The 25,336-nt window shown below is 72.1% G+C and carries 24 protein-coding genes; 16 read left to right on the top strand and 8 right to left on the bottom strand.

Annotated features, from left to right (window positions below; genetic code table 11):
• Positions 1 to 54: 54 nt before the first annotated feature.
• The 6 genes from BLW14_RS29875 (at position 55) to BLW14_RS29900 (ending at position 4,166) form a co-directional block, all read left to right on the top strand.
• On the top strand, positions 55 to 489 hold the full coding sequence (locus tag BLW14_RS29875; RefSeq protein ID WP_093710230.1) for a cupin domain-containing protein: 435 nt from the start codon (positions 55 to 57) through the stop codon (positions 487 to 489).
• Positions 486 to 1,745, top strand: a complete 1,260-nt coding sequence (locus BLW14_RS29880) for a beta-ketoacyl-[acyl-carrier-protein] synthase family protein (RefSeq protein WP_093710231.1) — start codon at positions 486 to 488, stop codon at positions 1,743 to 1,745. The genes BLW14_RS29875 and BLW14_RS29880 overlap by 4 nt, the downstream gene beginning before the upstream one ends.
• A complete protein-coding gene (locus BLW14_RS29885; protein ID WP_093710232.1) occupies positions 1,745 to 2,983 on the top strand; it encodes a beta-ketoacyl synthase N-terminal-like domain-containing protein in 1,239 nt (412 codons plus the stop codon). The genes BLW14_RS29880 and BLW14_RS29885 overlap by 1 nt, the downstream gene beginning before the upstream one ends.
• Before the next feature lie 35 nt (positions 2,984 to 3,018).
• Positions 3,019 to 3,276, top strand: a complete 258-nt coding sequence (locus tag BLW14_RS29890) for an acyl carrier protein (protein ID WP_093710233.1) — start codon at positions 3,019 to 3,021, stop codon at positions 3,274 to 3,276.
• Position 3,277: 1 nt separating this feature from the next.
• Positions 3,278 to 3,757 carry an SRPBCC family protein gene (locus tag BLW14_RS29895; protein ID WP_093710234.1) on the top strand — a complete coding sequence of 160 codons (480 nt, stop codon included), beginning with the start codon at positions 3,278 to 3,280 and terminating at the stop codon, positions 3,755 to 3,757.
• A 76-nt stretch (positions 3,758 to 3,833) separates the two neighbouring features.
• Complete coding sequence (locus BLW14_RS29900; RefSeq protein WP_018524503.1) at positions 3,834 to 4,166, top strand: TcmI family type II polyketide cyclase; 333 nt, start codon at positions 3,834 to 3,836, stop codon at positions 4,164 to 4,166.
• 75 nt (positions 4,167 to 4,241) lie between these two features.
• Here BLW14_RS29900 and BLW14_RS29905 read toward each other — a convergent pair whose 3' ends face one another.
• Positions 4,242 to 5,303 (bottom strand): methyltransferase, encoded by a 1,062-nt coding sequence (locus BLW14_RS29905; protein WP_093710891.1) that lies wholly within the window; start codon positions 5,301 to 5,303, stop codon positions 4,242 to 4,244.
• Between the two features lie 35 nt (positions 5,304 to 5,338).
• A complete protein-coding gene (locus BLW14_RS29910) occupies positions 5,339 to 6,412 on the bottom strand; it encodes a right-handed parallel beta-helix repeat-containing protein (protein ID WP_093710235.1) in 1,074 nt (357 codons plus the stop codon).
• Positions 6,413 to 6,529: 117 nt separating this feature from the next.
• Between BLW14_RS29910 and BLW14_RS29915 the strand changes: the two genes are divergently transcribed.
• From BLW14_RS29915 to BLW14_RS29925, 3 genes are all read left to right on the top strand, one after another.
• Positions 6,530 to 6,937 carry an ACT domain-containing protein gene (locus BLW14_RS29915; protein ID WP_093710236.1) on the top strand — a complete coding sequence of 136 codons (408 nt, stop codon included), beginning with the start codon at positions 6,530 to 6,532 and terminating at the stop codon, positions 6,935 to 6,937.
• A 111-nt stretch (positions 6,938 to 7,048) separates the two neighbouring features.
• Entirely contained in the window at positions 7,049 to 7,549 is a 501-nt protein-coding gene (locus BLW14_RS29920) for a hypothetical protein (RefSeq protein ID WP_018524499.1), read from the top strand.
• A 290-nt stretch (positions 7,550 to 7,839) separates the two neighbouring features.
• Positions 7,840 to 10,074 (top strand): glycoside hydrolase family 95 protein, encoded by a 2,235-nt coding sequence (locus tag BLW14_RS29925; protein ID WP_093710892.1) that lies wholly within the window; start codon positions 7,840 to 7,842, stop codon positions 10,072 to 10,074.
• On the opposite strand, the gene BLW14_RS29930 is transcribed toward BLW14_RS29925, so the two are convergent.
• The gene (locus BLW14_RS29930; RefSeq protein ID WP_093710237.1) at positions 10,050 to 12,263 is read right to left on the bottom strand and encodes a terpene synthase family protein; all 2,214 of its coding nucleotides are present in this window, start codon (positions 12,261 to 12,263) and stop codon (positions 10,050 to 10,052) included. The genes BLW14_RS29925 and BLW14_RS29930 overlap by 25 nt on opposite strands.
• Positions 12,264 to 12,611: 348 nt before the next feature.
• Between BLW14_RS29930 and BLW14_RS29935 the strand changes: the two genes are divergently transcribed.
• Entirely contained in the window at positions 12,612 to 13,943 is a 1,332-nt protein-coding gene (locus tag BLW14_RS29935; RefSeq protein WP_093710238.1) for an N-acetylmuramoyl-L-alanine amidase, read from the top strand.
• A gap of 84 nt (positions 13,944 to 14,027) precedes the next feature.
• On the opposite strand, the gene BLW14_RS29940 is transcribed toward BLW14_RS29935, so the two are convergent.
• The gene (locus BLW14_RS29940) at positions 14,028 to 15,164 is read right to left on the bottom strand and encodes an aminoglycoside phosphotransferase family protein (protein ID WP_093710239.1); all 1,137 of its coding nucleotides are present in this window, start codon (positions 15,162 to 15,164) and stop codon (positions 14,028 to 14,030) included.
• Positions 15,165 to 15,395: 231 nt separating this feature from the next.
• On the opposite strand from BLW14_RS29940, the gene BLW14_RS29945 reads away from it, so the two are divergent.
• Positions 15,396 to 16,892, top strand: a complete 1,497-nt coding sequence (locus BLW14_RS29945) for a DNA-binding protein NsdB (protein ID WP_093710240.1) — start codon at positions 15,396 to 15,398, stop codon at positions 16,890 to 16,892.
• A gap of 81 nt (positions 16,893 to 16,973) precedes the next feature.
• Here the strand turns inward: BLW14_RS29945 and BLW14_RS29950 are convergent, their stop codons facing one another.
• Entirely contained in the window at positions 16,974 to 18,410 is a 1,437-nt protein-coding gene (locus BLW14_RS29950; protein WP_093710241.1) for a PP2C family protein-serine/threonine phosphatase, read from the bottom strand.
• Between the two features lie 310 nt (positions 18,411 to 18,720).
• Between BLW14_RS29950 and rpmG the strand changes: the two genes are divergently transcribed.
• Both rpmG and BLW14_RS29960 read left to right on the top strand, forming a co-directional pair.
• Positions 18,721 to 18,885, top strand: a complete 165-nt coding sequence (rpmG, locus tag BLW14_RS29955; RefSeq protein ID WP_093710242.1) for a 50S ribosomal protein L33 — start codon at positions 18,721 to 18,723, stop codon at positions 18,883 to 18,885.
• A gap of 77 nt (positions 18,886 to 18,962) precedes the next feature.
• Complete coding sequence (locus BLW14_RS29960) at positions 18,963 to 19,226, top strand: type B 50S ribosomal protein L31 (protein WP_018524491.1); 264 nt, start codon at positions 18,963 to 18,965, stop codon at positions 19,224 to 19,226.
• 120 nt (positions 19,227 to 19,346) lie between these two features.
• On the opposite strand, the gene BLW14_RS29965 is transcribed toward BLW14_RS29960, so the two are convergent.
• From BLW14_RS29965 to BLW14_RS29975, 3 genes are all read right to left on the bottom strand, one after another.
• On the bottom strand, positions 19,347 to 20,006 hold the full coding sequence (locus BLW14_RS29965; RefSeq protein WP_093710893.1) for a DUF1275 family protein: 660 nt from the start codon (positions 20,004 to 20,006) through the stop codon (positions 19,347 to 19,349).
• Between the two features lie 23 nt (positions 20,007 to 20,029).
• Positions 20,030 to 21,403 (bottom strand): cryptochrome/photolyase family protein, encoded by a 1,374-nt coding sequence (locus BLW14_RS29970; RefSeq protein WP_093710243.1) that lies wholly within the window; start codon positions 21,401 to 21,403, stop codon positions 20,030 to 20,032.
• A gap of 66 nt (positions 21,404 to 21,469) precedes the next feature.
• Complete coding sequence (locus BLW14_RS29975) at positions 21,470 to 22,999, bottom strand: SDR family oxidoreductase (protein WP_093710244.1); 1,530 nt, start codon at positions 22,997 to 22,999, stop codon at positions 21,470 to 21,472.
• A 230-nt stretch (positions 23,000 to 23,229) separates the two neighbouring features.
• Between BLW14_RS29975 and BLW14_RS29980 the strand changes: the two genes are divergently transcribed.
• From BLW14_RS29980 to BLW14_RS29990, 3 genes are all read left to right on the top strand, one after another.
• On the top strand, positions 23,230 to 23,778 hold the full coding sequence (locus BLW14_RS29980) for a VanZ family protein (RefSeq protein WP_371128135.1): 549 nt from the start codon (positions 23,230 to 23,232) through the stop codon (positions 23,776 to 23,778).
• 154 nt (positions 23,779 to 23,932) lie between these two features.
• On the top strand, positions 23,933 to 24,715 hold the full coding sequence (locus BLW14_RS29985; protein ID WP_093710246.1) for a DUF4389 domain-containing protein: 783 nt from the start codon (positions 23,933 to 23,935) through the stop codon (positions 24,713 to 24,715).
• A gap of 40 nt (positions 24,716 to 24,755) precedes the next feature.
• Positions 24,756 to 25,271, top strand: a complete 516-nt coding sequence (locus BLW14_RS29990; RefSeq protein WP_093710247.1) for a DinB family protein — start codon at positions 24,756 to 24,758, stop codon at positions 25,269 to 25,271.
• The last annotated feature ends 65 nt before the right edge of the window (positions 25,272 to 25,336 follow it).

Raw genomic sequence — 25,336 nt, forward strand, 5'->3', positions numbered from 1 at the left:
CCCTCGCCCGACCCGACACCACAACGCGCCCTGCGCCCAGGAGGAAAAGCAGAGATGACCACCCACCGGCCACGCATCGTGGACCTCAGTGAGACCCAGCCCAACACCAGGCGCGGAGGCGACCTGCGCGCCCTGCTCACCCCGACCGCGGTGGGCGCCACCAGCGGCTTCATGGGCCTGGCCATCGTCGAGCCCGGCGACCGCATCGGCGAGCACTACCACCCGTACTCGGAGGAGTTCGTCTACGTCGTGCAGGGGCTCCTGGAGGTCGACCTGGACGGGGAGACGCACGCGATGCGCCCCGACCAGGGCCTGCTGATCCCCCCGCACGTGCGCCACCGCTTCCGCAACGTGGGCGACACCGAGGCCCGCATGGTCTTCCACCTCGGCCCGCTCGCCCCCCGCCCGGAACTCGGCCACGTCGACACCGAGGTGACCGAGACGGCCGAGCGCGGCGCGCCGCCAGAACGAACCGAGGCCGCCTCATGACCCGGCGCGTGGCGGTCACCGGAGTCGGCGTCGTCGCCCCGGGCGGCATCGGGGCCCCGGCCTTCTGGGACCTGCTCTCCAACGGCCGCACCGCGACCCGGGGCATCACCCTCTTCGACCCGGCGGGCTTCCGCTCCCGGATCGCCGCCGAGTGCGACTTCGACCCGGCGGCCCACGGACTGGACGACGAGGACACCGCCCGCGCGGACCGGTACGTCCAGTTCGCGATGGTCGCCGCCCGCGAGGCGCTCGCCGACGCCGGCCTGGACGCCGAGCACATCGACCCCTGGCGGATGGGCGTCTCCCTCGGCACCGCGGTCGGCGGAACCACCCGGCTGGAGCACGACTACGTCGCCGTCAGCGAGAGCGGCGCGCGCTGGGACGTCGACCACCGCCGGGCCGGCCCCCACCTGGAGCGCGCCTTCTCGCCCAGCTCGCTGGCCTCGGCCGTCGCCGAGCAGGTCGGCGCCCATGGCCCCGTGCAGACCGTCTCCACCGGCTGCACCTCGGGCCTGGACGCCATCGGCTACGCCTTCCACTCCATCGAGGAGGGCCGGGTCGACGTCTGCGTCGCCGGCGCGTCCGACTCGCCGATCACCCCGATCACCGTGGCCTGCTTCGACGCGATCAAGGCGACCTCCCCCAACAACGACGACCCGGAGCACGCCTCCCGGCCCTTCGACGCACGCCGCGACGGCTTCGTCATGGGCGAGGGCGGCGCCGTACTCGTCCTGGAGGAGCTGGAGCACGCCAGGGCCCGCGGGGCGACGGTGTACTGCGAGATCGCCGGTTACGCGACCTTCGGCAACGCGTACCACATGACCGGGCTCACCCCCGAGGGCCTGGAGATGGCCGAGGCCATCAACAGCGCGCTCGGCCACGGCCGGATCTCCCCGCAGGACATCGACTACGTCAACGCGCACGGCTCGGGTACCAAGCAGAACGACCGGCACGAGACCGCCGCGGTGAAGCGGGCGCTCGGCGCGCACGCCCACAAGGTGCCGATGAGCTCCATCAAGTCGATGGTGGGCCACTCCCTCGGCGCCATCGGTGCGATAGAGATCGCCGCCTGCGTCCTGGCCCTGGTCAACCAGACAGTGCCGCCGACCGCGAACTACGAGTCCCCGGACCCCGAGTGCGACCTCGACTACGTGCCGCGCACCGCCCGCCCCCTGAAGCTGCGCAGCGTCCTGTCGGTCGGCAGCGGCTTCGGAGGCTTCCAGTCCGCGGTGGCCCTGACCCGTGGGAGGACATGATGAGCACCCGAAAGGCCCGGCGCACCGTCGTCACCGGCATCGGCGTCGTCGCCCCCAACGGCACGAACACCGAAGCCTTCTGGAAGCGGACCCAGGAGGGCATGAGCGTCCTGGGCCGGGTCACCCGCGAAGGCTGCGAGGACCTGCCGCTGCACATCGCCGGCGAGGTCCGCGGCTTCGACCCGGTCGCGCTCATCGAGGAGCGCTACCTCGTCCAGACCGACCGTTTCACGCACTTCGCGATGGCCGCGGCCGACATGGCCCTGGACGACGCCCGGCTCGGCCGCGCGGACTACGAGGAGCGGCCGTTCGGCGTGGGCGTGGTCACCGCGGCCGGCTCCGGCGGCGGCGAGTTCGGCCAGCGCGAGCTGCAGAAGCTGTGGGGCCAGGGCTCCACGTACGTCGGCCCCTACCAGTCGATCGCCTGGTTCTACGCGGCCAGCACCGGCCAGATCTCCATCCGCGGCGGCTTCAAGGGGCCGTGCGCGGTGGTGGCCAGCGACGAGGCGGGCGGCCTCGACGCGATCGCGCACGCCGACCGCTCCGTGCGGCGCGGCACCGACGCGGTCGTGGTCGGCGCCGCCGAGGCCCCGCTCGCGCCCTACTCCGTGGTCTGCCAGCTCGGCTACCGCGACCTGAGCGCGGCCGAGGATCCGACACGTGCCTACCGCCCGTTCACCTCGGACGCCTGCGGATTCGTGCCCGCCGAGGGCGGCGCGATGTTCGTGGTCGAGGAGGTGGAGTCGGCCCGCGAACGCGGCGCCCGGGTCCGGGCGGAGGTCGCGGGCCACGCCGCCACCTTCACCACCGCCGCGCACTGGGAGGAGTCCCGCGAGGGCCTCGCCCACGCCATCGAGGGCGCACTGCGGGAAGCGGGCTGCGCCCCGGACGAGGTCGACGTCGTCTTCGCGGACGCGCTCGGCTCGCCGGCCGCCGACCGGGCCGAGGCGCTTGCGCTGGCCGACGCGCTCGGCCCGCACAGCCGGCGCGTCCCCGTGACCGCTCCCAAGACCGGAATCGGCCGCGCCTACTGCGGCGGCCCGGTCCTGGACGCGGCCGCCGCGGTTCTGGCGATGGAGAACGGCCTCGTGCCGCCCACGCCCAACGTCTTCGAGGTCTGCCACGACCTCGACGTCGTCACCGAGCGGGCCCGCCCCGCCGAGCTGCGCACCGCGCTCGTGCTCAGCCGCGGCCTCATGGGCTCGAACGCGGCCCTGGTGCTGCGGCGCCCCGCGTGAGCCCGTCCACCCCTGGTGAGAAGGAGAAGTCCCTCATGACCGAACGACTGACGTACGAAGAGCTCGCCGCCCTGATGAAGAAGGGCGCCGGACTCTCCGTCGACCCCCGCGAGATGGAGAACCGCTCCGAGACCCCCTTCGACGAGTTCGGCCTCGACTCGCTCGGCCTGCTCGGCATCGTCGCCGTACTGGAGAACCGGCACGGGCAGCCGCTGCCGGCCGACGCGGACCGCTGCAAGACGCCCCGTGAGTTCCTCGACCTCGTCAACAACAGCCTCATGACAGGAGCCTGACGTGTCCGGACACACCGAGAACGAGATCGTCATCGCCGCCCCCATGGACCTCGTCTGGGACATGACGAACGACCTGGAGAACTGGCCGCAGCTCTTCAGCGAGTACGCGGCCGTCGACGTCATGGAGCGGGACGGCGAGCGCACCACCTTCCGCCTGACCATGCACCCCGACGAGAACGGCAAGGTGTGGAGCTGGGTCTCCGAGCGCACCACCGACCGCCCGGGCCGCACCGTCCGCGCCCGCCGCGTCGAACCCGGGCCGTTCCAGCACATGGACATCCGCTGGCAGTACTCCGAGGTGCCCGGCGGCACCCGGATGCACTGGCAGCAGGACTTCGCCATGCGCCCCGACGCACCGGTCGACGACGCCTGGATGACCGACAACATCAACCGGAACTCCAAGGTCCAGATGGAGCTCATCCGGGACAGGATCGAGCAGCGCGACCGTGAGCGCCGCTCCGCCGCCGTCCCGGCCAACTGACCGGTCCACCGTCGCAACCCGGCGCGCCCGGCCCCCGGGCCGGGCCCCGGCCCGGGGCAGCAGAAAGGCACCACCGATGCACCACGCTCTGATCGTCGCCCGGATGGCGCCGGGATCGGCCCCGGACATCGCGGAACTGTTCGCCGCGTCGGACAACAGCGAACTGCCCCACCTGGTGGGCGTCACCCGCCGCAAGCTCTTCCAGTTCGGCGACGTCTACCTGCACATGATCGAGTCGGAGCGCCCGCCGGGCCCGGAGATCGCCAAGGTCACCGAGCACCCGGAGTTCCGGGCCATCAGCGAACGGCTCACCGCCTTCGTCAGCCCCTACGACCCCGAGACCTGGCGCGGGCCGAAGGACGCGATGGCCCAGGAGTTCTACCGCTGGGAGCGCGGCGCCACGGCGTGAGCGCCCGTACGACGAGGACCGCCCCGGTCCCGGCCGCGGAGCCGGAACCGGGGCGGTCCCCGTACGGGCCCGGACTCAGCCGGGCACCACGCACTCGAACGCGTGCAGATACGGGTTGACCGGCCGGACCGTGTCGATCCGCAGCCCCGCCTCGGTCAGCCGGTCCACCAGGCTCTGCCGGGTGTGCTTGGCCCCTCCCACGTTCAGGAGCAGCAGCAGGTCCATGGCGGTCGTGAACCGCATCGACGGGGTGTCGTCGACCAGGTTCTCGATGACGACGACCCGGGCGCCGGGGCGGGCCGCCGCGACGACGGAGCGCAGCGCCCGGCGGGTGCTGTCGTCGTCCCACTCCAGGATGTTCTTGATGATGTAGAGGTCGGCAGCGACCGGGATGCCCTCACGGCAGTCACCGGACACGATGCCCGCCCGCCCGGCCAGCGCGCCGCCCTCCCGCAGTCGCTCGTCGGCCCGGGCGATCACCCCCGGCAGGTCCATCAGGGTGCCCCGGACCGACGGGTGCTTCTCCAGCAGGCTCGCCAGTACATGCCCCTGGCCGCCGCCGATGTCGGCGACCACCGAGACCCCGGTGAGGTCGAGCAGGCCGGCGACGTCCAGCGCCGACTGCACGCTGGAGGTGGTCATCGCCGCGTTGAACACCTGCGCCGACTCGTGGGCGTCCTGGTGGAGGTAGTCGAAGAACTCCTTGCCGAACACGTCCTCGAAGACGTTGCCGCCGGTGCGCACCGCGTCGTCGAGCCGGGGCCAGACCTCCCAGGTCCAGGGCTCCGTGCACCACAGCGAGATCGCCCGCAGGCTGTTCGGGTCGTCCTCCCGCAGCAGCCGGGACATGTCGGTGTGCGCGAAGGTGCCATCGGCGTTCTCCGTGAAGACGCCGTAGCAGGCCAGGGCTCGCAGCAGCCGCCGCAGCGGACCGGCTTCGGTTCCTACCTCCGCCGCCAGCCGCTCGGCGGTCTCGGGCGTCTCGCCCAGCGCGTCGGCGACGCCCAGCCGGACGGCCGCGCGCACGGCTGCGGAACGTGCCGCGCCGAACACGAGCTCGCGCAGCCGCATCGCCGGCTGGGGGGTGGGAAGGGGCTGGACGGGAGTGGTGCCGGGGGTCGTGCTCACGGTGGTCATGCCGTCTCGCTTCTCCTCGTGCGGGGGGTCACCGGTCAGCACATCCCGGCCGGTGCGGAGGTCGTGCAGACATTGCCGGTGAACCGGTTGCCCGTGCCGGTGTCCCGGTCCGCCAGGTCCGCCGGCTGGTTGCCGAGGACCACGTTGCCGCTGACGGTGTTGTCGGTGTTCTTCGCGCCCACGAAGCTCTTGAACAGCACGACGCCACCCGACAGCGGGGTCGAACCCACGTTGTCGCGGATCTCGTTGGACCGCACCTCGGTGGACGCCGTGCCGGTCAGGACGATCCCGGAGCCCTGGATCGCGGGCAGCCGGTCGGTGGCGGCGCAGAACTTGTTGTTGCCGGTGATCCGGTTGGTGCGCACGGACATGGCGCCGGCCTGCGGGGTGCCCTCGTCGCCGACGACGAACACGCCGCTGCAGTTGGCGGTGAAGGTGTTGTCGCGCACCGACAGGTTGCGCACCCGGCGCGCCGTGAAACCGATGCGATTGTCGGTGAGGGTGTTGCGGCGGACCCGGGTGCCGCCGGTGTCGGTGGCGCCGCCCTCCTCGTCGACGCTGTTGGCGACGAAGATGCCCGCGTCACCGTTGGAGCGGGCGGTGCTGTCCCGGATGTCGGAGCGGGTGGAGCGCTGCTGGGCGATGCCCCAGACCCCGTTGGTGTCGGCGGTCACCGAGCGCACGGTCAGCCGGTCGGTCCAGGAGGCCCAGAGGCCGCTGCGGGCGAACCCGGTGACGCGCAGGGACCTGACGGTGACCCCGTCCACGGTGCGGTCCGCCGCCCCGAGTACGCAGATCCCGTTGCCCGCACCGGCGCAGTCGTCGCCGGACGCGGCCCGGCCGGCGGCGGGCATGATGACGGTGCGGTCCCCGGAGCCGCGCAGGGTCAGTCCGGGCGTGCTGATCCGCACGCTCTCGCGGTACGTGCCGGGCCGGACCACGATGGTGTCGCCGGGCCGTGCGGCGTCCACCGCCGCCTGGATGGACTGCCCGGGCGACACCACGTGTGCGCCGGCCGCGGCGGCCGGTACGGACGGCGCCGCCGCGGCCAGTCCGGCGGCCGATGCGGCTGCGATGCCCACGAGGCGTGTGATGTGTCGTTTCCTCATGATCCGAAGCTATGGGCGATCCCCCTCCGGTGCCACGTACGGTGAGCGGTTGGTCGCGGGACGTGCCCGAATGGCTCACGTCCGCGCCCGCACGGCGCCCGTGGGTAGCGTGGTGGTGTGACAGCCGAGAGCGATCTTCGAGTCCTGCTGAGCAACCTTCGCCCCGAGCCGCACCCCGGCCGCTACGTCTACGCCACCGCGCCCGACGGTGCCCTCCCCGATGCCGTGACCCCCGTCGTCACCGTCCGCGAGAGCGAGGGGCTCACGCTGGTGCTTCCGGAGGCGGAGGCCGTCGCGGCCGGGCTGCCGTACACCTATGCGGCGGGCTGGATCACCCTGCGGGTGCACTCGGCGCTGGAGGCGGTGGGGCTGACCGCCGCGGTCTCGCTCGCCCTGACCGATGCCGGGATCAGCTGCAACGTGGTGGCGGGGTTCCACCACGACCACCTCTTCGTGCCGTACGGGCGCACCGGCGAGGCCGTGGCCGTCCTGGAGCGGCTGGCGGGGGAGTCGCGCACGGCGTGACGGTGTGCGGTTCACGAAGGTATGCGGTGTGCGTGGGTGCGCCGCGTGCCTGCGCATATGCCGGTCCGGGCCCGGCTCGGCGAGGTGAGCCAGGACACGTAACATGTGTGCATGTCCTTCCTCCGCCGCCGTAGCGCCGCCACACCCGCGGGCCCCGACTTCGACGTCCTGGCCATGGACCCCGGTGACTGGCCCGGAAACCTCGGCGCCGGTCTGCTGCCGGCCCCCGACGGCAGTTGCCAGGGTGTGTTCCTGCGGTACGACCTGTTCGGCGGGCGCGGCCCCGCGATGATCATCGGCAACCTTCCGGAGGGATCGCCCGCGCGGGAGACCGAGGAGGGGCAGGTCCCGTTCGAGGTGGCCCAGCTGCTGCTCGCGCTGGAGAACGACGAGCCGGTGGAGGTCACCGCCACCGAGGACATGCCCGTCATGCAGGGCGACAACCTGTTGATCGTGCGCCGTGTGAAGCTCTCCGAGAGCCGTATCTCCTGTGTGCAGTTCGACCGCAGTGACGGTGTGCTCGTCACCATCGCCAGCTGGGACCGGCCCATCACCGACGACCTGTACACCCTCCTGAAGCCGCTGCCGGCCGAACTCTTCCAGCAGGGCTGAGTCCGACACGGTCACCGGGCGGCCCCGCCCGGTGATCCCAATTCCGTCCAACTGCGCGCGGCCTCCGTCCAAGAGGCCGCTTTGTCATGTCTATTGTCCGGTCAGTCATCGGACCTCTAGCGTCTCCGTGTATGACATCCGGAATGACGCGACGTACCACGATGAAGACGGTGATCGGCGCAACCGGCGCGCTGGCTCTGGGAGTTCCCGTCCTCTCGGGCGCCGCAGCCGCCGCCGGTACCTCCGATGAATCGGCCGGCCGTGCACGAGCCACCCCGCTGCCGGACCCGGTGCTCCACTACCGCGCCCCCGCCGCCGACTGGGAGCGCGAGTCACTGCCCATCGGAGGCGGGGCGCTCGGCGCGAACGTCTGGGGCACCCTTGCATCCGAGCGCCTCACCTTCAACGAGAAGACCCTGTGGACCGGCGGACCCGGCTCGGCCGAGGGCTACGACTTCGGCAACTGGACCACGCCCCGACCCGGCGCCCTCGACGACGTGCGCGCCCGGCTCGACGCGGAGGGCGTACTCGGCCCCGACGCCGCGGCCGCCGAGCTCGGCCAGGCTCGCCGGGGCTACGGCGCCTACCAGGTCTTCGGCGAACTGCGGCTGGACACACAGGGAGCACCGGCCGCGCCCGACGCCTCCTACCGGCGCTCCCTGAACCTGCGCACCGCGCTCGCCACCGTCACCTACACCCACGAGGGCGCCGCGCACACCCGCGAGTACTTCGCCTCGCACCCGGGCGGCGTCATCGGCGGACGGCTCGCCGCGGACCGCCCCGGCCGGGTCGCCTTCACCCTGCGCTACACCTCACCGCGCGACGACTTCACGGCGACCGCGAAAGGCGACCGGCTCACCGTGCGCGGCGCGCTGAAGGACAACGGCCTGCGCTTCGAGGCCCAGATCCGCGTCCGCACCGCCGGCGGCACGGTCACCGCCAACCCCGACGGCAGCCTCACCGTCACCGGCGCCGACAGCGCGTGGTTCCTCCTCGCCGCCGGCACCGACTACGCGGACAGCTACCCCGACTACCGGGGCGAGGACCCGCACCGCAGGGTCACGGCAGCCGTCGACACCGCCGCGGCCCGCCCGTACGAGAAGGTGCGCGAGGCCCACACGCGCGACCACGGCGCCCTGTTCGACCGGGTCGTGCTCGACATCGGCCAGCAGCTCCCCGACGTACCCACCGACCAACTTCTGAGCGCGTACACCGGCGGGTCCTCGGCGGCGGACCGGGCGCTGGAGGCGCTGTTCTTCCAGTACGGCCGCTACCTCCTCATCGCCTCCTCGCGCGCCGGCTCACTGCCCGCCAACCTCCAGGGCGTCTGGAACAACTCCACCACCCCGCCCTGGTCCGCCGACTACCACAGCAACATCAACCTTCAGATGAACTACTGGCCCGCCGAGGTCACCAACCTCGCCGAGACCACCGCCCCCTACGACCGCTACGTCCAGGCCATGCGCGAACCCGGCCGGAGAACGGCGAAGGAGATGTTCGGCACCGCCGGCTGGGTCGTCCACAACGAGACCAACCCCTACGGCTTCACCGGCGTCCACGACTGGTCCACCGCCTTCTGGTTCCCCGAGGCCGCCGCCTGGCTCACCCAGCAGATGTACGAGCACTACCGCTTCGGCGGCTCCACCGACTACCTGCGCACCTCCGCCTACCCGGCCATGAAGGAGGCCGCCGAATTCTGGCTGGCCAATCTGCGCACCGACCCGCGCGACGGCCTCCTCGTCGTCACCCCCAGCTACTCGCCCGAGCACGGGGACTTCACCGCCGGCGCCGCGATGTCCCAGCAGATCGTCCACGACCTGCTCACCAGCACCCTGGAGGCCGCCCGCACCCTCGGCGACGCCCCCGCCTTCCGCGACCGGCTCGAAGCCGCCCTGGAGCGCCTCGACCCCGGCCTGCGCACCGGCTCCTGGGGGCAGCTCCAGGAGTGGAAGACAGACCGCGACGACCCGGCCGACACCCACCGCCACGTCTCCCACCTCTTCGCCCTCCACCCCGGGCGTCAGATCGAGGCCGGAACCGCCTGGGCCGAGGCGGCCGAGGTCTCGCTCACCGCCCGCGGCGACGGGGGCACCGGCTGGTCCAAGGCATGGAAGATCAACTTCTGGGCCCGGCTGCTGGACGGCGACCACGCCCACAAGATGCTCGCCGAGCAGCTGAAGAGCTCCACCCTGCCCAACCTCTGGGACACCCACCCCCCGTTCCAGATCGACGGCAACCTCGGCGCCACCTCCGGTATCGCGGAGATGCTCGTCCAGAGCCAGCACGACACCATCGACCTCCTCCCCGCGCTCCCGTCGAGCTGGCCCGAGGGATCGGTACGCGGACTGCGCGCCCGGGGAGGCTTCACCGTCGACATCGAATGGGCCGGGGGCGAGGCCCGCCGCGTGGTGTTCACGGCGAGCCGCAGCCGTACGGCGACCGTACGGTCCACGCTGTTCGCGAACGGCCGCATGACGCTCAGGGCCCGCGCCGGGCGCCGCTACACGTTCACCCCCGACGACTGACCGAACAGCGCCGCCACCTGCGCCGCCGAAGTGCCCAGCCCCGTGGGACCGTTGAGGTGCCACGGGGCGCCGGTGCCCCGTCGCAGATCCTCCTCGCGGTAGCGTCGGCAGCCCCGGTGCCAGATCAGGATGCCCGCCAGCCAGTGCTTCAGCTCCTGCACATAGCCCGCCAGCGTCTCCCGTGCCTCGGCGTCGAGCCCGAAGTCGTCGTACAGCACCGGCAGTTCGTTCTCCGCGACATGGAGGAACTGCCGCAGCCGCGACTTCATCAGGTCGTACAGGATCGCCATCCCCGTGGGGTAGTCCACCCCGAAGAAGTTCTGCACCACCAGGACGCCGTTGTGCACCTCACCCTCGTACTCGATCTCCTTCTGGTACGAGAACAGGTCGTTGAGCAGCGCCGCGTAGTCGGCCGCCGCGTTCTCCAGGGAGCGCAGCGGGCCGCTCTCGTAGATCTCCGGCGGTACCTTCCTGCCGTGCCCGATCCGGCACAGGCTCATCGTGAGATCCGAGCCGAAGGTCATGCGCCGCATCTCGACGTAGTCCACCGGGTCGGGGATCCGGTGCTGCGCCTGGTTCGCCAGCTCCCACAGCCAGCTCGCCGTCATGTCCTCGACGGACTTGCGGAACGCGCGCCGCCCCGCGTCGTCCATCGGTCCCGTCGTACGCTCCCAGAGGTCGCCGAGAGCCCGCTCCAGAGCGTTGACCGGCTCCGGGGCCGGGCTCCCGTCCAGCGGCATGAACAGCGACAGCCGCTCGTTGGCCAGCCGGGCGCCGGTCAGATCCCGGGACCGGCCGTGCACCACCGGGAACCAGTCGTCGCCGTACGTCCCCCAGGCCAGCCACCCCGAGGACAGGTCGAGCCCGTCCGGTGTCGCGTCCGGATGGATACCGGCGGCGCAGAGCGGCAGGTCGATCGCCCGCAGCCGCTCCTCGTCCCAGATGTGCGAACCCGGCACCCCCGGCTGCGGGCCCAGGATGCCCATCCGGCCGGCCCAGACCACCAGGCGCTCCCGGGCGCCCTCCAGATGTGGGCTGAGCGTCGTACCGAACGGCAGGTCGAAGTCGGGCAGCAGGGACGGGCCCACGTGCTGGAAGAGCACATGGCTGTGACTGCGCAGCCGCGCCGACTCCGACCGCCTGGTGAAGCGGATCGACGCCGCGGACATCCCGAAGCCGGGCTCCGCCTCGCCGGCCCCGCCGTCGTTCATGTAGCGGCTGGAGCGCATGTGCCACTCGTGGCCGCCGGACTGCCAGTCCTGGAGCCCCTTCACGTACGCGCCTACCGCCGCCGTCTGCGCGGCGTCCAGTCCCTTGGCCGCGCAGAGCGGGCCCACTTCCGTCAGGGCCGTGTTCTCGAACTGCTGGAGCCTGGAGGTCAGCAGGTCGTTGACCGCCTCAGCCGCCTCCTGCGTCGAGCAGCCGAGGAAGCGTTCGAGCACCAGCACCCCGTTGCTGTTCTCACCCTCGTCCTCCACCTCGCGCTGGTACGAGAAGAGGTCGTTGCGCAGGTGGACCCCGTCCGAGAACGCGTCACTCAGCACCCGCAGCGCCCGTTCACCGGCCACCGCTTCCGGTACCTCGGCACCCGCTGCGTACTCCACCAGACCGGCCGACCACGGGGCCCCGCCCACCTTGCGGCGCATCTCGATGTACTCGACGGGGTTCGCGATGCGGCCCTCGTTGATGTTGGCGAGCTCCCACAGCGACTCGTTCAGGAGGTTCCGTGTCGACTCCGCGAACCGCACCCGCCACGCGTCCGACATCGCGGGCACCGTACGCGCCCACAGATCCGCGAGACCCGCCTCCACCGGGTTCTCCGGCTCGGGCACCGGCGCATCCCGCTCCATCGGCATGAATGCCGGCAGCCGGTCCAGGTACCGCTTGCCGCCCTCCCGGTCCGGGGTCCGTTTGAAGAGCTCCAGGAAGTGGTCGTCGAAGAAGAAGACCCACACGTACCAGTCGGTGACGAGGGACAGCGCCTCGGCCGAGCAGTCGGGATGGGTGTACGCGCACAGCAGCGCGTAGTCGTGGGCGTCGAGGTCCTTCTCCTCCCAGATACCGGACCCCTCCAGCATCCCCATGGCCCGCGCCCATGACTTCGTGTGCTGCCGGGCCTCCTCCACATGAGGGTTGAGACGCGCCGGATACGGAACATAGAAGTCCGGCAGGGTGAACGGCTGAGCCATGTGTGTCCGGCCTTTCCGAGAGACACCGCGCGAATGCCACGCGTATCGGTCCTGTCGGCGCGAGCACTACCCTTGGTCCGTTCGGGGCACGCACCCCCGCGATTAGTCACACCGCAGAGCGCCCGTTCGAGGGACACCCGTACCGGTCCACGCGCGTAAAACCCTGGTAACGCGTCACCGCCAGAGCCTCGCCCCTCCCCGCCCTTCGCAGGTCACGGCTCCTGTCAGTGGTCTGGTCCAGTGGCTCAACGCGCTGCCCTTCCAGCACTCTTGACGGCCGTTCACCTCAGGTCACAGAGTGTGCGCGCACGTCCGCAACGGCTCCACCCGGCTCTATGAAGGGTTGTCATGACGTCCAAGCAGAGGACCAGGCTCGCACTCGCCTTCACCACCGCCGGAGCACTGAGCCTCGCGCTGCTCAGCCCGGCCGCCGAGGCCGGCGCCGACGGAGTCCGGCCCGAGTGCCCGCGCGGTCTCGCCTGCGACTGGGTCCCGGCGGCCTACCAGCAGACCGGCGACCCGGCCGACAAGGAGACTTACGGCAACTACGACACCGCCGACCGGCCGCACACCAACAAGATCAAGTTCATCGTGCTGCACGACACCGAGGAGGACTTCGACACCACGCTGAAGATCTTCCAGAACCCGCTGAAGCAGACCTCGGCCCACTACGTCGTACGCTCCGCCGACGGGCACGTCACCCAGATGGTCAAGAACAAGGACGTCGCCTGGCAGGCCGGGAACTGGTACGTCAACAGCCACTCCATCGGCATCGAGCAGGAAGGCTTCGCCGCCGACGGCTCCCACTGGTACACCCCCGAGATGTACCGCTCGACCGCCGCCCTCGTGCGCTACCTCGCCGCCGAGTACGACATCCCGCTCGACCGCCAGCACATCATCGGCCACGACGGCGTCCCGCCCACCAGCGCCGCCGGCACCAAGAACATGCACTGGGACCCGGGCACGTACTGGGACTGGAACTACTTCATGACGCTGCTGGGCAGGCCCACCGTACCGACCGCCCTCCCGGGCAGCCGACTGGTCACGGTCAGCCCCAGGTTCAAGGACAACAAGCAGGCGTTCCGCGACTGCGAGAAGAACGTCGACCTGCCCGTCCAGGGCTCCAGCGCCGTCCCGCTGCACACCGCGCCCTCCGACGACGCGCCCCTCTTCTCGGACCCCGGCATCCACACGGACGGCTCGCCCGGCACCAACTGCGCCGCCGACTGGGGCAGCAAGATCAGCGCCACCCAGCAGGCCGTCGTGGCCGGCCGCGCCCCCGGCTGGACGGCGATCTGGTGGTACGGCGAGAAGGCGTGGTTCCGCACCCCCGCCCACACCCGCACCACCGTGCCCACCTCCGGCTACGTCGTCCGCCCGAAGGCGGGCAAGGCGGAGGTGCCGGTCTACGGAGTGGCGTACCCGGAGAAGTCCGAGTACCCGGCGGACTTCGCGGACCAGCGGGTCGGCACACCGCTCCAGTACACGATCAAGGCCGGCCAGTCCTACCCCGGCGGCGGCGAGGCGCCCACCGGCTTCTTCTACGCGCCGACGATCGACGCCTCCTACCCCTTGGACCACGCGTACTTCAAGGGCAAGGAGAAGTACGTGACCGTCCAGATCGGCCACCGCGTCGCCTTCGTCAAGGCATCCGACGTGGACATCGTGCGCGCCCGCTGACCCGGGGAGCGGGTACGCACAACAGCGCGCCGCGGGACCGGTGTGTCGGCACCGGTCCCGCGGCGCGCCCCGTGGAGCAGCCGGTCAGCGTGTGCCGACCGCGGCCCGCACGGCGTTCCGGGCCATCGCGCAGTCGTCGTGCAGCCGGCGCAGTAGCAGCCGCTGCTCCTCGCCGGGGGCGAGCGCGCCCGGGCGGTCCTGTCCGGCCCTGGTGGGACCGGCGTCCCGCATGGCCCGCTGCACGGCCGTCTCGTACCTGCGGATCTCCCGCGTGAGGACGAGCATCAGGTTGACCAGGAACGCGTCCCGCGCGGCCGGTCCGGCGACCTGCGCCAGCTTGCTGATCTCGCGCCGCGCCACCGGGGCGTCACCCAGCACGGTCCACAGCGTCGCCAGGTCGTATCCCGGCAGGTACCAGCCCGCGTGCTCCCAGTCCACAAGCACCGGGCCGGTGGGCGACAGCAAGATGTTGGACAGCAGCGCGTCCCCGTGGCAGAACTGGCCCATGCTCTGCCGCCCGCCCGCGTGGGCCACACCGTGCAGCAGCTTCTGCAGGTCGCCCAGGTCCCGGTCGGTGAAGAGACCCAGCTCGTGGTAACGGGAGATCCGCGCCGCGTAGTCCAGCGGCGCCTCGAACAGGCCGGCCGGCGGACGCCAGGCGTTCACCCGGGCGACCGCCCCGAGCACGGCACGCAGGTCCGCGCGGGGCGGGGCCTCGGACGGATGCCTCGTCAGGGCGGCGACGCGGCCGGGCATCCGCTCGATGACCAGCGTGCAGTTCTCCGGATCGGCGGCGATGAGCCGGGGCACCCGGACCGGCGGGCGGTGCCGGACGAACGCCCGGTATGCCGCTATTTCGTGCCGGAACCGCTCCGACCACGCGGGGGAGTGGTCCAGTAAACACTTCGCGACCGCCGTCGCACGCCCCGTGGAACCGACGAGCAGCACGGAGCGTCCGCTGCGACGCAGTACCTGCACCGGATTGAACTCCGGGCAGATGCGGTGCACGGACGCGATCACCATCCTCAGCTGGGCACCCTGCGGGCCTGACAGGTCCAGCCGCCCGCCGAGGGAGGGGGCGCCGGGCCCTGCCGGCCGCCGGGGCCGGCCCATGCCGGGAGCCGGGACGGTGGCGCGCGGGTCGAGGTACGGTCCGCCGCCCGCCTGGAGCGGACGCAGCGGCCGGGGCGGGGCGGACACGGAGGACGATGCTGTGTACATGGGCGAACCAGATCCCTTCGTGCGCCGACAAGTTGCGTGCGCCACCCCGGCCGGCGGCCCTTCGGCACCCTGGGGAGTACCTAGGGCTGCCGGGCGGGGTTGCGCTTTCCTACCTGACAACAGCGCGAGGGTGTCTCTCGACATAGCGCACCCTGGCGAACCCTGGCGAATAGTCGCAAGGCATCTGACACGGGGTTACTGTCAACACAGCCGAGAACCTGGGGGCTTGACGTGACCGGAGAACCCAACACCCGCCTGTCGGACCTGTTCGGCCTTGCCGGCTGGTCCAAGGGCGAACTCGCGAGAATGGTGAACCGGAAGGCGGCGGCCATGGGCCACCCCCAACTGGCCACCGACACCTCGCGCGTGAGGCGCTGGATCGACATGGGGGAGTCCCCCCGCGATCCCGTGCCGAAGGTGCTGGCTGCTCTGTTCACCGAGCGGCTCGGCCGTGTCGTGACCATCGAGGACCTCGGGTTCGGCCGACGCGGGCGTGTGGGGAAGCGGCGAGAGGCCGGGACGCAGGACAATCCCGACCAACTCCCGTGGGCGCCCGAGCGGACGGCAGCGGTCCTCACCGAATTCACGGGAATGGACCTCATGCTCAACCGACGCGGCTTGGTGAGCGCGGGCGCCGCGCTCGCCGCCGGCTCCACCATCGCCGGCCCCATGCACGACTGGCTGCACACCGACCCCGTACTGGCGGCCGACGCCCCGCGCGCCGACAGCCCGGTACACGCGGACCCCGCCGGCTTCGACCGGTACGAGGCCGCGCCCATCGGCTCCGAGGAGATCGAGGCGCTGGAACGCTCCGTGGAGGTGTTCCGTGCCTGGGACGCCTCCCGCGGCGGCGGCCTCCAGCGCAAGGCCGTGGTGGGCCAGCTCAACGAGGTGGGCGGCATGCTCTCGTACCACCACCCCGCCCACCTCCAGAAACGACTGTGGGGCGTCGCCGCCAACCTCGCCGTCCTGGCGGGGTGGATGTCGCACGACGTCGGCCTCGAACCCACGGCGCAGAAGTACTTCGTCATCGCCGCGCACGCGGCCCGCGAGGGCGGCGACCGCCCGCGTGCCGGCGAGGCCCTGTCCCGCGCGGCCCGCCAGATGGTCCACCTGGGCCGCCCCGACGACGCCCTGGACCTGATGAAGCTCGCCAAGTCCGGCTCGGGCGACAGCGTCCTGCCGCGCACCCAGGCGATGCTCTGCACCATCGAGGCGTGGGCCCAGGCGTCCATGGGCCGGGGACAGGCCATGCGGCGCACCCTCGGACGGGCCGAGGAACTCTTCGTCTCGGACAAGAGCGACGTGCCGCCGCCCAGCTGGATGCAGATGTTCGACGAGGCCGACATGCACGGCATGCAGGCCCTGGCCTTCCGGACGCTCGCCGAGCACGACCCCTCCGCGGCCGTCATCGCCCAGCGGCACGCGAAGCAGGCCCTGGAACTGCGAGTCAACGGGCGCCAGCGGTCCAAGATCTTCGACTACATCTCTCTCGCCTCGGCCTGCTTCATCGCCGACGACCCGGAACAGGCCGACCGCTACGCACGGCTCGCCCTGGTCACGATGGGGGAGACCTCCTCCCACCGGACCTGGGACCGGCTGCGCGAGATGTACCGCCTGACCGGGCAGTTCGCGGGCTACGCGAAGATCGAGGACCTGCGCCAGGAGATCCAGCTCTCACTGCCGCCGAGCCAGCGCGTCAGGAAGCCGAGGAGCGCGGAGATCTGAGGAGCACCGGGACGCGACAGGACCCGGGCTCCGCCGAGCAGTCGAATCTGCGCCCCGACGTGGGCCGCCGTCGCTGCTGCCCTACGCCCCGACGCGGGCGATCAGCACACACGCGTCGTCCAGCCGTTCGGCCGCCCCGAACTCCTCGACGACGGCCCGTACGCACTCCTGTGCCGAACGGGCCTCGGCGAAGCGGGGGGCCAGACCGAGCAGCGCCTCCGTGCCCGGGCGCGCACCACCGCGCCCGGAGGTGTCGTCCCTGGCCAGTCCGTCGGTGTGCAGCACCAGCACGTCGCCGGGCAGCAGGCGTGCCTCGTCCTGCTCGTATGCGACCCCGGAGGCCGCGCCGAGCAGCACTCCGTCAGGCAGGGGCAGCGGGCGTCCGGACCCGGCACGGAAGAGCAGCGGTGCGGGGTGTCCGGCCTGCGCCCAGTCCAGGGTGCGCGTCGCCGGGTCGAACCGGCAGCACACGGCGCTGCCCAGGGCGGGCTGAACGGAGGTCTCCAGCAACTGGTTGAGATGGCCGAGCAGGGCACCGGGCTCGGTGCCGGCCACCGCCATGCCGCGCACGGCGCCCATGACCACCGCCATGGCGGAGGTGGCCTGGATACCGTGGCCGGTCAGGTCGCCGACGGTGAGCAGAGTCCTGCCGTCCGGCAGCTCCATGGCGTCGTACCAGCCGCCGCCGACCAGGGCGCTCGTCTCGGAAGGGAGGTAGTGGGCGGCGATGTCCAGGGTGCCCGGGCCCTGGTCCGGGAGCCGCAGCGAGCTCTGCCACGGGGGGAGCACGGCTTCCTTGAGCTCCACCGCGACCCGGTGTTCGGCACGGGCGATGTGCTGCTCGCGGCGCAGGGACTCATGGGTGCGGTGCACTACCTGCTGGCTGCGCCGAAGCGCGCTGACATCGCGCAGGACGGCCCACATGGAGGCTGTGCGGCCGTCCGTGTCGAGCACGGGTTCGCCCATCATGTGCAGGGTCCGGACGCGCCCGTCGGTGTGCCGGATGCGGAACTCGCCGTCTATCGGCTTGCCGTCCACCAGGCAGTCCGTGACGAGCGCGGTGAGTAAGGGCTGGTCCTCGGGGAGCAGGGTGGAGGGCAGGTCGTCGAGCGACAGCCCGCCCGCCTCCGGCGCCCGGCCGAAGATGCGGAACAGCTCGTCGGACCAGCTGACCTCGTCGGTCAGCAGGTTCCACTCGGCGCTGCCCACCCGGCCGATGAGGGAGCCCTGCGGTTCGTCGGCGGCGGCTTCTTCACGCGTGTGCCGCTCGGGTTCCTCGGGCAGGCCCTCCCGGAGCTGTCCGAGGTGGGTGCCGAGATCGTCGAGGTGGTGCACCGCCAGCTCGCAGAGCGCGCGGTGCCAGCGCGCCCGCGGATCGTCTTCGTCGACGCGCACGGTGTCGCGCCGCACCGCGTCCACGTCACCGCGCAGCCGGCGCGTCCGGTCGATCAACGCGTCGACGGCATCGCGCTCCGGCGGCTGTGGGGCGGAGCGGTCCGCAGAGAGGGGGGACGGCATGTCGTACTCCGATACAGGGCGGCACAACCAGTGACGAAGGGTGGACCGCATACGACTTTCGCACAGCCGGAAGGGGCCCGTAAGGGGTTTGGCAACACTCGATGCGTTCTTGCATCCGGCATATGCCAGCGGCTGACTGTAGCCCATTTTCTTCGAACAGCCTTGCTGCTCAAGGCGGTTGGTGCAAGTCGGGACGGGTTGCCGCGTGCGGGAATGGGGCCGGGGGGTGCCGTGTTGTACGGGCAGAACGAAAACGAATCCCGTTCCCACCAGGGTGCGGGGCTCGTGACCGACGATCCCGGAGGTGCTCATGGCCCGCAGTGAGATCCGTCCCGTAGTCACGCTCCGCTCGACCGCGGGGACGGGGCAGAGCTATGTGACGCGCAAGAGCCGTCGCAACAACCCCGACCGCCTCGTCCTGCGCAAGTACGACCCCTCCGCCGGCCGGCACGTCCTGTTCCGCGAGGAACGCTGAGGACTGCTGAGGGGCGCCGACCGCACGGCCCGACCCGCACGCCCCGTTCGCGCCCGTTCGCCAAGGAAGGAATGCCCATGAAGCCCCGCATCCACCCCGTCTCCCGTCCGGTGGTCTTCCGTGACCGTGCCGCCGGGACCGCCTTCCTCACCCGCTCCACCGCCGACTCCGAGCGGCGCGTGACGTGGGAGGACGGCCGCAGCTACCCCGTCATCGACGTGGAGACCTCGTCGGCGAGCCACCCGTTCTACACGGGGACCAAGCAGGTGCTGGACACGGCGGGCCGGATCGAGAGGTTCCACCTCCGGTACGGCGCCGAGGCACCCGCCGCTGGCGAGTAAGCACTGTCGGGCCGCCCGGTGCCCGTGCCCTGGATCACAGCTCGGGGCGGGGATTGCAGGGAACACCGCGCAGTGGTTTATCGTTCACCTATATGTGGATGACGCACTGAGCGCCCGCACTCAAGCCGCCCCGGCTGGATTCCCCCGATCCGGCCGGGGCTTCCCCTCTTCCGGTCCGGCCCCCGCCCGCCCCGGCCCCACCGAGGTCTCCACCAGGAGCGCGGCCACCGCGAGCGCCGCGGCCGCCACCGCACCGGCCGCGGACCACAGCCGCACGGTCAGCGCCGCGAGCGCGGCCCCCGCCACCACGGCGGCCAGCCGCCCCGCCACCCAGCCGTCGCCACCGCGCCACGCGCCCACGGCCAGCCGGCCGACGAGCGACGTCAGGGTGCCGGTGAAGTAGTTCGTGGGCGTGGCCCGCACCCGCCCCTGGATGCCCATCGCGAGCCCCATCAGCCCCAGCAGCCCCAGCCGGTCCGCATCCGACGCCACGAGCCCGGCCGCCCACAGCGCCGCCCCCGCCGCGAGGAGTACCGCCTCGGCCAGCAGCATCACCGGCACCCGCCGCCACATCCGTTCGCCGACCACCGCGGCACCGGCCACCCCGCAGCCGTACGAGAGCAGCGCGGTGACCACCCGCAGCGCGACGCCCTCCTCGCCCGCCCCGGCGGCCGAAGCGCCCAGCAGCACCAGGTTCCCGGTCATCACCCCGGCGAAGACCTGGCCCACGCAGATGAAGACGAACGCGTCCGCCGCCCCGGAGGCCGCCGACAGCAGCAGTAGCGCGCTGCCCTCCCGCGCCCTCACTCCAGCCCACGCGCCTGCCGGAACCGCGTCAGCCCCTCGGACAGGTCCACCACCGGCTCCGGATAGTCCAGCCGGCCCCGCTCCTCGCCGCGCAGCTTCCACGGCTCGTGCACGGCGGACCCGGACAGCGAGGCCAACTCCGGCACCCAGCGCCGCACGTACGCCCCGTCCGGGTCGAGCCGCTTGCCCTGCACCACCGGATTGAGCACCCGGTTGGGCCGGCTGTCGGTCCCCGTACCGGCCATCCACTGCCAGTTCATCTGGTTGTTCGCGATGTCGCCGTCCACCAGCAGATCCAGGAAGTGCCGCGCCCCGACACGCCAGTCCACGTACAGCGTCTTGGCCAGGAAGGAGGCGGCGAGCAGCCGGCCCCGGTTGTGCATCCAGCCCTCGTGGCGCAGCTGGCGCATCGCGGCGTCGACCACCGGATAGCCGGTGCGTCCCTGCCGCCATGCCTCGACCTCGTCGGCCGCGTCCTTCTCGGAGCGCCAGCGGTCCCGCTTGTCGCGGTAGTTCTCCCAGGACGCGGCGGGCCGGGCCGCCAGGACCTGGTAGTGGAACTCGCGCCAGCACAGCTGCCGTACGAACGCCTCGGCCCCGGCGCCGCCGGCCTCCCGCGACCGGTGCACCAGCTCGACGGGGGACAGGGTGCCGAAGTGCAGGTGCGGCGAGAGGCGCGAGGTGCCGTCGCCCGCCAGGTCGTCGTGCTGCTCCTCGTACGCACCGAGCCCGCGCCGCCGCCAGGCCGTGAACTCCTTGCGCGCCGCCTGCTCCCCGCCCTCCGGGAGCCCCTCCGACACGCCGGCCACGCCGCCGCGGTCCGGGATCTGCTCCGACCGGGGCCCCGTGGGCACCCGTACCGCACGCGGCGCACCGAACACATCGCGCAGACGCTCCCCCGACCAGCGCCTGAAGTACGGGGTGAAGACGGCGAAGTGGTCCGAGGAAGCGGGCGTGACGGCGCCGGCCGCCACCGCGGTGACCACCCCGTCGTGGACGCGCAGCCGGCGCCCGGCGGACTCCAGCGCCTCGCGCAGCCGTTCCTCGCGGTGCCGGGCGTACGCGCTGACGCCCGCCGCGACGTGGACCTCGTCCGCACCGGTCTCCGAGGCGATCGCGCACACCTCCTCGGCCACGTCCCCGGACCTGACGACGAGCCGGCCGCCCCGGTCGCGCAGCCCCGCGTCGAGGTCGCGCAGGCAGTCGGCGAGGAAGGCGCGCCGGTTCGGGGCGTCGAAGCCGGCCGCCTCGATCGCGCCGTCCCGGACGAACAGGGGCACGATCTCGTCGGCGGACGCGAGCGCGGCCCGCAGCGGCGGGTGGTCGTGCAGGCGGAGATCGGCGGTGAACAGGACGACCGCAACGGTCATGGGGCAACTCCAGAAGAGGCGGGGACAGTCATGCTGCCGCTACCCTGCCGCCCCGGGGCGCACCGCTCAGGGCGACACCGCGCCTACCGCCCGTCCGGGTGACGTACGGGTCTCCGCGGCCCGCGCGATGTTGCGTGCCATCCCTCCGAAGACGAGGGCGTGGAAGGGCGAGACGCTCCACCAGTACGCGTGGCCGAACAGCCCGCGCGGATGGAACAGGGCCCGCTGCCGGTAGCGCGACCGGCCCTCGCCGTCCGGCTCCACGTACATCTCCAGCCAGGCCGGGCCCGGCAGCCGCATCTCCGCGCGCAGCCGCAGCAGATGACCCGGTTCGATCTCCTCGACGCGCCAGAAGTCCAGCGAGTCGCCCACCCTCAGCCGGTCGGTGTCGCGCCGGCCGCGCCGCAGGCCGACCCCGCCCACCAGCCGGTCGAGCCAGCCGCGTACCGCCCAGGCCAGCGGGAACGAGTACCAGCCGTGTTCGCCGCCGATGCCCTCCACCACCCGCCACAGGGCCTCGGGCGAGGCGTCGACGGCCCGTTCGCGCACATCCGTGTACAGGCTGCCGCCCGCCCAGTCCGGATCGGTGGGCAGCGGGTCGCTCGGGACGCCCGGCACCGAGGCGGACGACCAGCGGGTGGTGACCCGGGCCTCCCGGATGCGTTGCAGGGCCAGCCGCAGCGCCGTCTCGAAGCTGAACGGCTGCCCCGCGCCGTCGGGGACGTAGCCCGCGATGTCGTGCTCCCGGCACACCACCTCGTACCGCAGGGACTCGGCGAGCGGCCGGGCGATCGACGCGGGCACGGGCGTGATGAGCCCGACCCAGTGGCTGGACAGCCCCGGGGACAGCATCGGCACGGGCAGGATCAGCCGGTGCGGCAGCTCCGCCACCTCCGCGTACCGCTGCATCATGTCGCGGTACGTGAGGACGTCGGGGCCGCCGATGTCGAAGGTGCGGTTCACGTCCCGGGGCATGCGGGCGCTGCCCACGAGGTAGCGCAGCACATCGCGTACGGCGATGGGCTGGATGCGCGTCGACACCCAGCTCGGCGTCACCATCACCGGCAGCCGCTCGGTGAGGTAGCGCAGCATCTCGAAGGAGGCGGAGCCCGATCCGATGATGACGGCGGCCCGCAGCGCGGTCGTCGGCACACCGGACTCCAGCAGGATGCGCCCGACCTCGGCGCGCGAACGCAAGTGCGGCGACAGCTCCTGCTCGGACACTCCTTCGGGGGTGAGGCCGCCGAGATAGACGATGCGGCCGACACCCGCGGCCCGCGCCTGCTCGGCGAAGGCGGCGGCCGCCCGCCGGTCGGTCTCCTCGAAGCCGGCCCCCGTGGTCAGCGCGTGCACCAGATAGTACGCCACGTCGATGCCGGCCATCGCGGGGGCGAGTGACGCCGCGTCCGTGACGTCGCCCCGGACGCTCTCGACCTCCCCGGCCCATGGCTGGTCACGGAGCTTCGCCGGGGTGCGGGCCAGGCACCGCACCCGGTGGCCCGCGGCCAGCAGTTCCGGGACCAGCCGGCCGCCGATGTAGCCGGTGGCGCCGGTGACCAGGCAGTTCAGGGGCGCGTGGGTGTGGTCGCCGGCCATGAGTTCTCCGCATCGTCGGGAGGGCCGGCCACCGAGCGACCGGTCCGTTCAGACCAGTCTCGTGCCCGGACCCGCGCCTCGCACCGCACGGCGGGTGTGGTCTCGCGGTTGCGGGGCATCCGTCGCCCATGGACGCAGCGGCGGCAAGACCTGAACGCGACGGAACGCGGAGCAGAGGGTGGGGGCGGCTCCTGCTGCGCGTCTCCATTCTCGTTCTGGCCTTCGTGGCCATGGTCGGATTCTCGGTGGTGCTGGCGAAGGTGACGCTGACCCCGTCGCCCGCCTCCGAGGACCTCGTGAAGTCGAACCTGCACCCGGGCCGCTCGCTGCGGCAGTACGCCGAGGACTACACGTTCCTCGCGGCGTGCAAGCAGGCCGGGGGCAACCTGCTGCTCGGCATGCCCTTCGGCATCCTGCTGCCCATCCTCGTGCCGCGACGGCTCCGGATGCTCCGCATGTTCGTGCTGACCGTGATCGTCATCGTCCTCGTGGAACTGGTGCAGGGAGCGGTCGTCACGGGCCGTGCCTTCGACGTGGACGACGTCATCCTCAACACCGCGGGTGCCCTGCTGGCCTACCTGCTGGTGGGGCGGCGCCTGAGCCACCGCTACCACGTCCTCGCGGAGGATCCGGAGCCGGTGCGCACGCAGGCCCGGCCGGCGGCCCGGCGGCCGAAGGCCCCCGCCCGCCGCACCGGGCGCCGGCCCGCCTCCGTCTGGACGCGGATGCGCCACGGCGTCCGCCGCACGGCCGCGCGCGGCCGTTCCCGCAAGCGCTGACCCGGGTACCCGATCGGACCGCCGCCGATTGCGGGGTGGCCCGGCCGGTTTGACGGTGGGACGACACCGGGCGTCCCGCTGTACGACGCCCGGCCGCCAAGGTCGCGGGCGGGCGCGGGCCCGGTCGCGCGGGTCACAGCCGAAGAGGAGCGACATGACGGACGCCCAGTGGAGCCCGGGGCCACGAGCGGGGGACGCGGACGAGTTCCGGCCCGTGCTGGACATCGTCGAACCCGCGCGCCAACGGCGGCTCACCGTCTTCTTCCGGCTGCTCCTGCTGATCCCGCACGCCGTCGTGCTGTTCTTCCTGGAGATCGCGGCGTTCTTCACCCTCGTGTTCGGCTGGTTCGCCGCGCTCGCGCTCGCCCGGCTGCCCGGGCCCGTCTACCGCTTCCTCGCCCAAGTCCTGGCCTACCGGACCCGGGTGGGCGCGAGCGTCATGCTCCTCGTCGACAGCTACCCGCCGTTCTCGCTGGCCCAGCCGCCGGGGTACCCGGTGCACATCGACGTCCGGCCGACCCGGCTGAACCGGCTCGCCGTCTTCTTCCGGTTGTTCCTGGTCATCCCCGCCGCGATCGTGCAGGGCCTCGTCACCTCCGGCTGGTGGGCGCCGGCGGTCCTGTGGTGGCTGATCACCCTGGTCCTCGGCCGCATGCCCCGGCCCCTGTTCGAGGCCACGGCGGCCACCCTGCGCTACGAGATGCGGGTCTCCGCCTACCTCTCGCTGCTCAGCCCGGTCTATCCCAAGGACCTCTTCGGCGACGACGCCCTCTCCGTACCGCAGGGGCACCCGCGCTCCGCCACCAGGCCCCTGGTCATGAGCACCGGAGCCAAGGCCCTGATCGTCCTCTTCCTGGTCCTCGGGCTGCTCGGCGGCGTCACCACTTCCGTGACCCGTCCGTCCTCGGACGAGACCGAATACAGCGCCGGGCGATAAAGGACTCGTGCGGGCGGCCGTTCGGCGGCATGATCACCGGATGACCTGGACAGCACCCGAAGTCACCCGTACGCCCGGTTCGCTCGTCGCCGACGAGCGGGAGACGCTCACCGGATACCTGAACTGGTTCCGCTCCACCCTGCTGCAGAAGTGCGCCGGCCTCACCGGTGAACAGCTCGCCGAGCGGACCGTGCCCCCGTCGAACCTCAGCCTCCTCGGCCTCGTGCGCCACATGGCCAAGGTCGAACGCACCTGGTTCCGGCAGCGGTTCGCCGGACAGGACCTGGAACCCATGTACGACCCGGCCAAGGGCAAGGACGCCGACTTCGAGGACCTCGACCCCGCCACCGCCGCCGAGGACCACGCCCGGCTCATCGAGGAGATCCGGCTCGCCGGCGAGGCCGTCGCCGGCGCATCCCTCGACGACACCTTCACCCACAACGGCGCCGTCTTCTCCCTGCGCCTCGTCCACGTCCACATGATCGGCGAGTACGCGCGCCACCTGGGCCACGCCGATCTGGTACGCGAGCGACTGGACGGCGTCACCGGGGACTGAGGGAAACGCGTGAGGCCGAAAGACGGGCCTGGGACCGTCCGCCCGGCTTGAACCCGACGGGCCGG

Source organism: Streptomyces sp. 2131.1 (assembly GCF_900105515.1).
Lineage (GTDB): Bacteria > Actinomycetota > Actinomycetes > Streptomycetales > Streptomycetaceae > Streptomyces > Streptomyces drozdowiczii.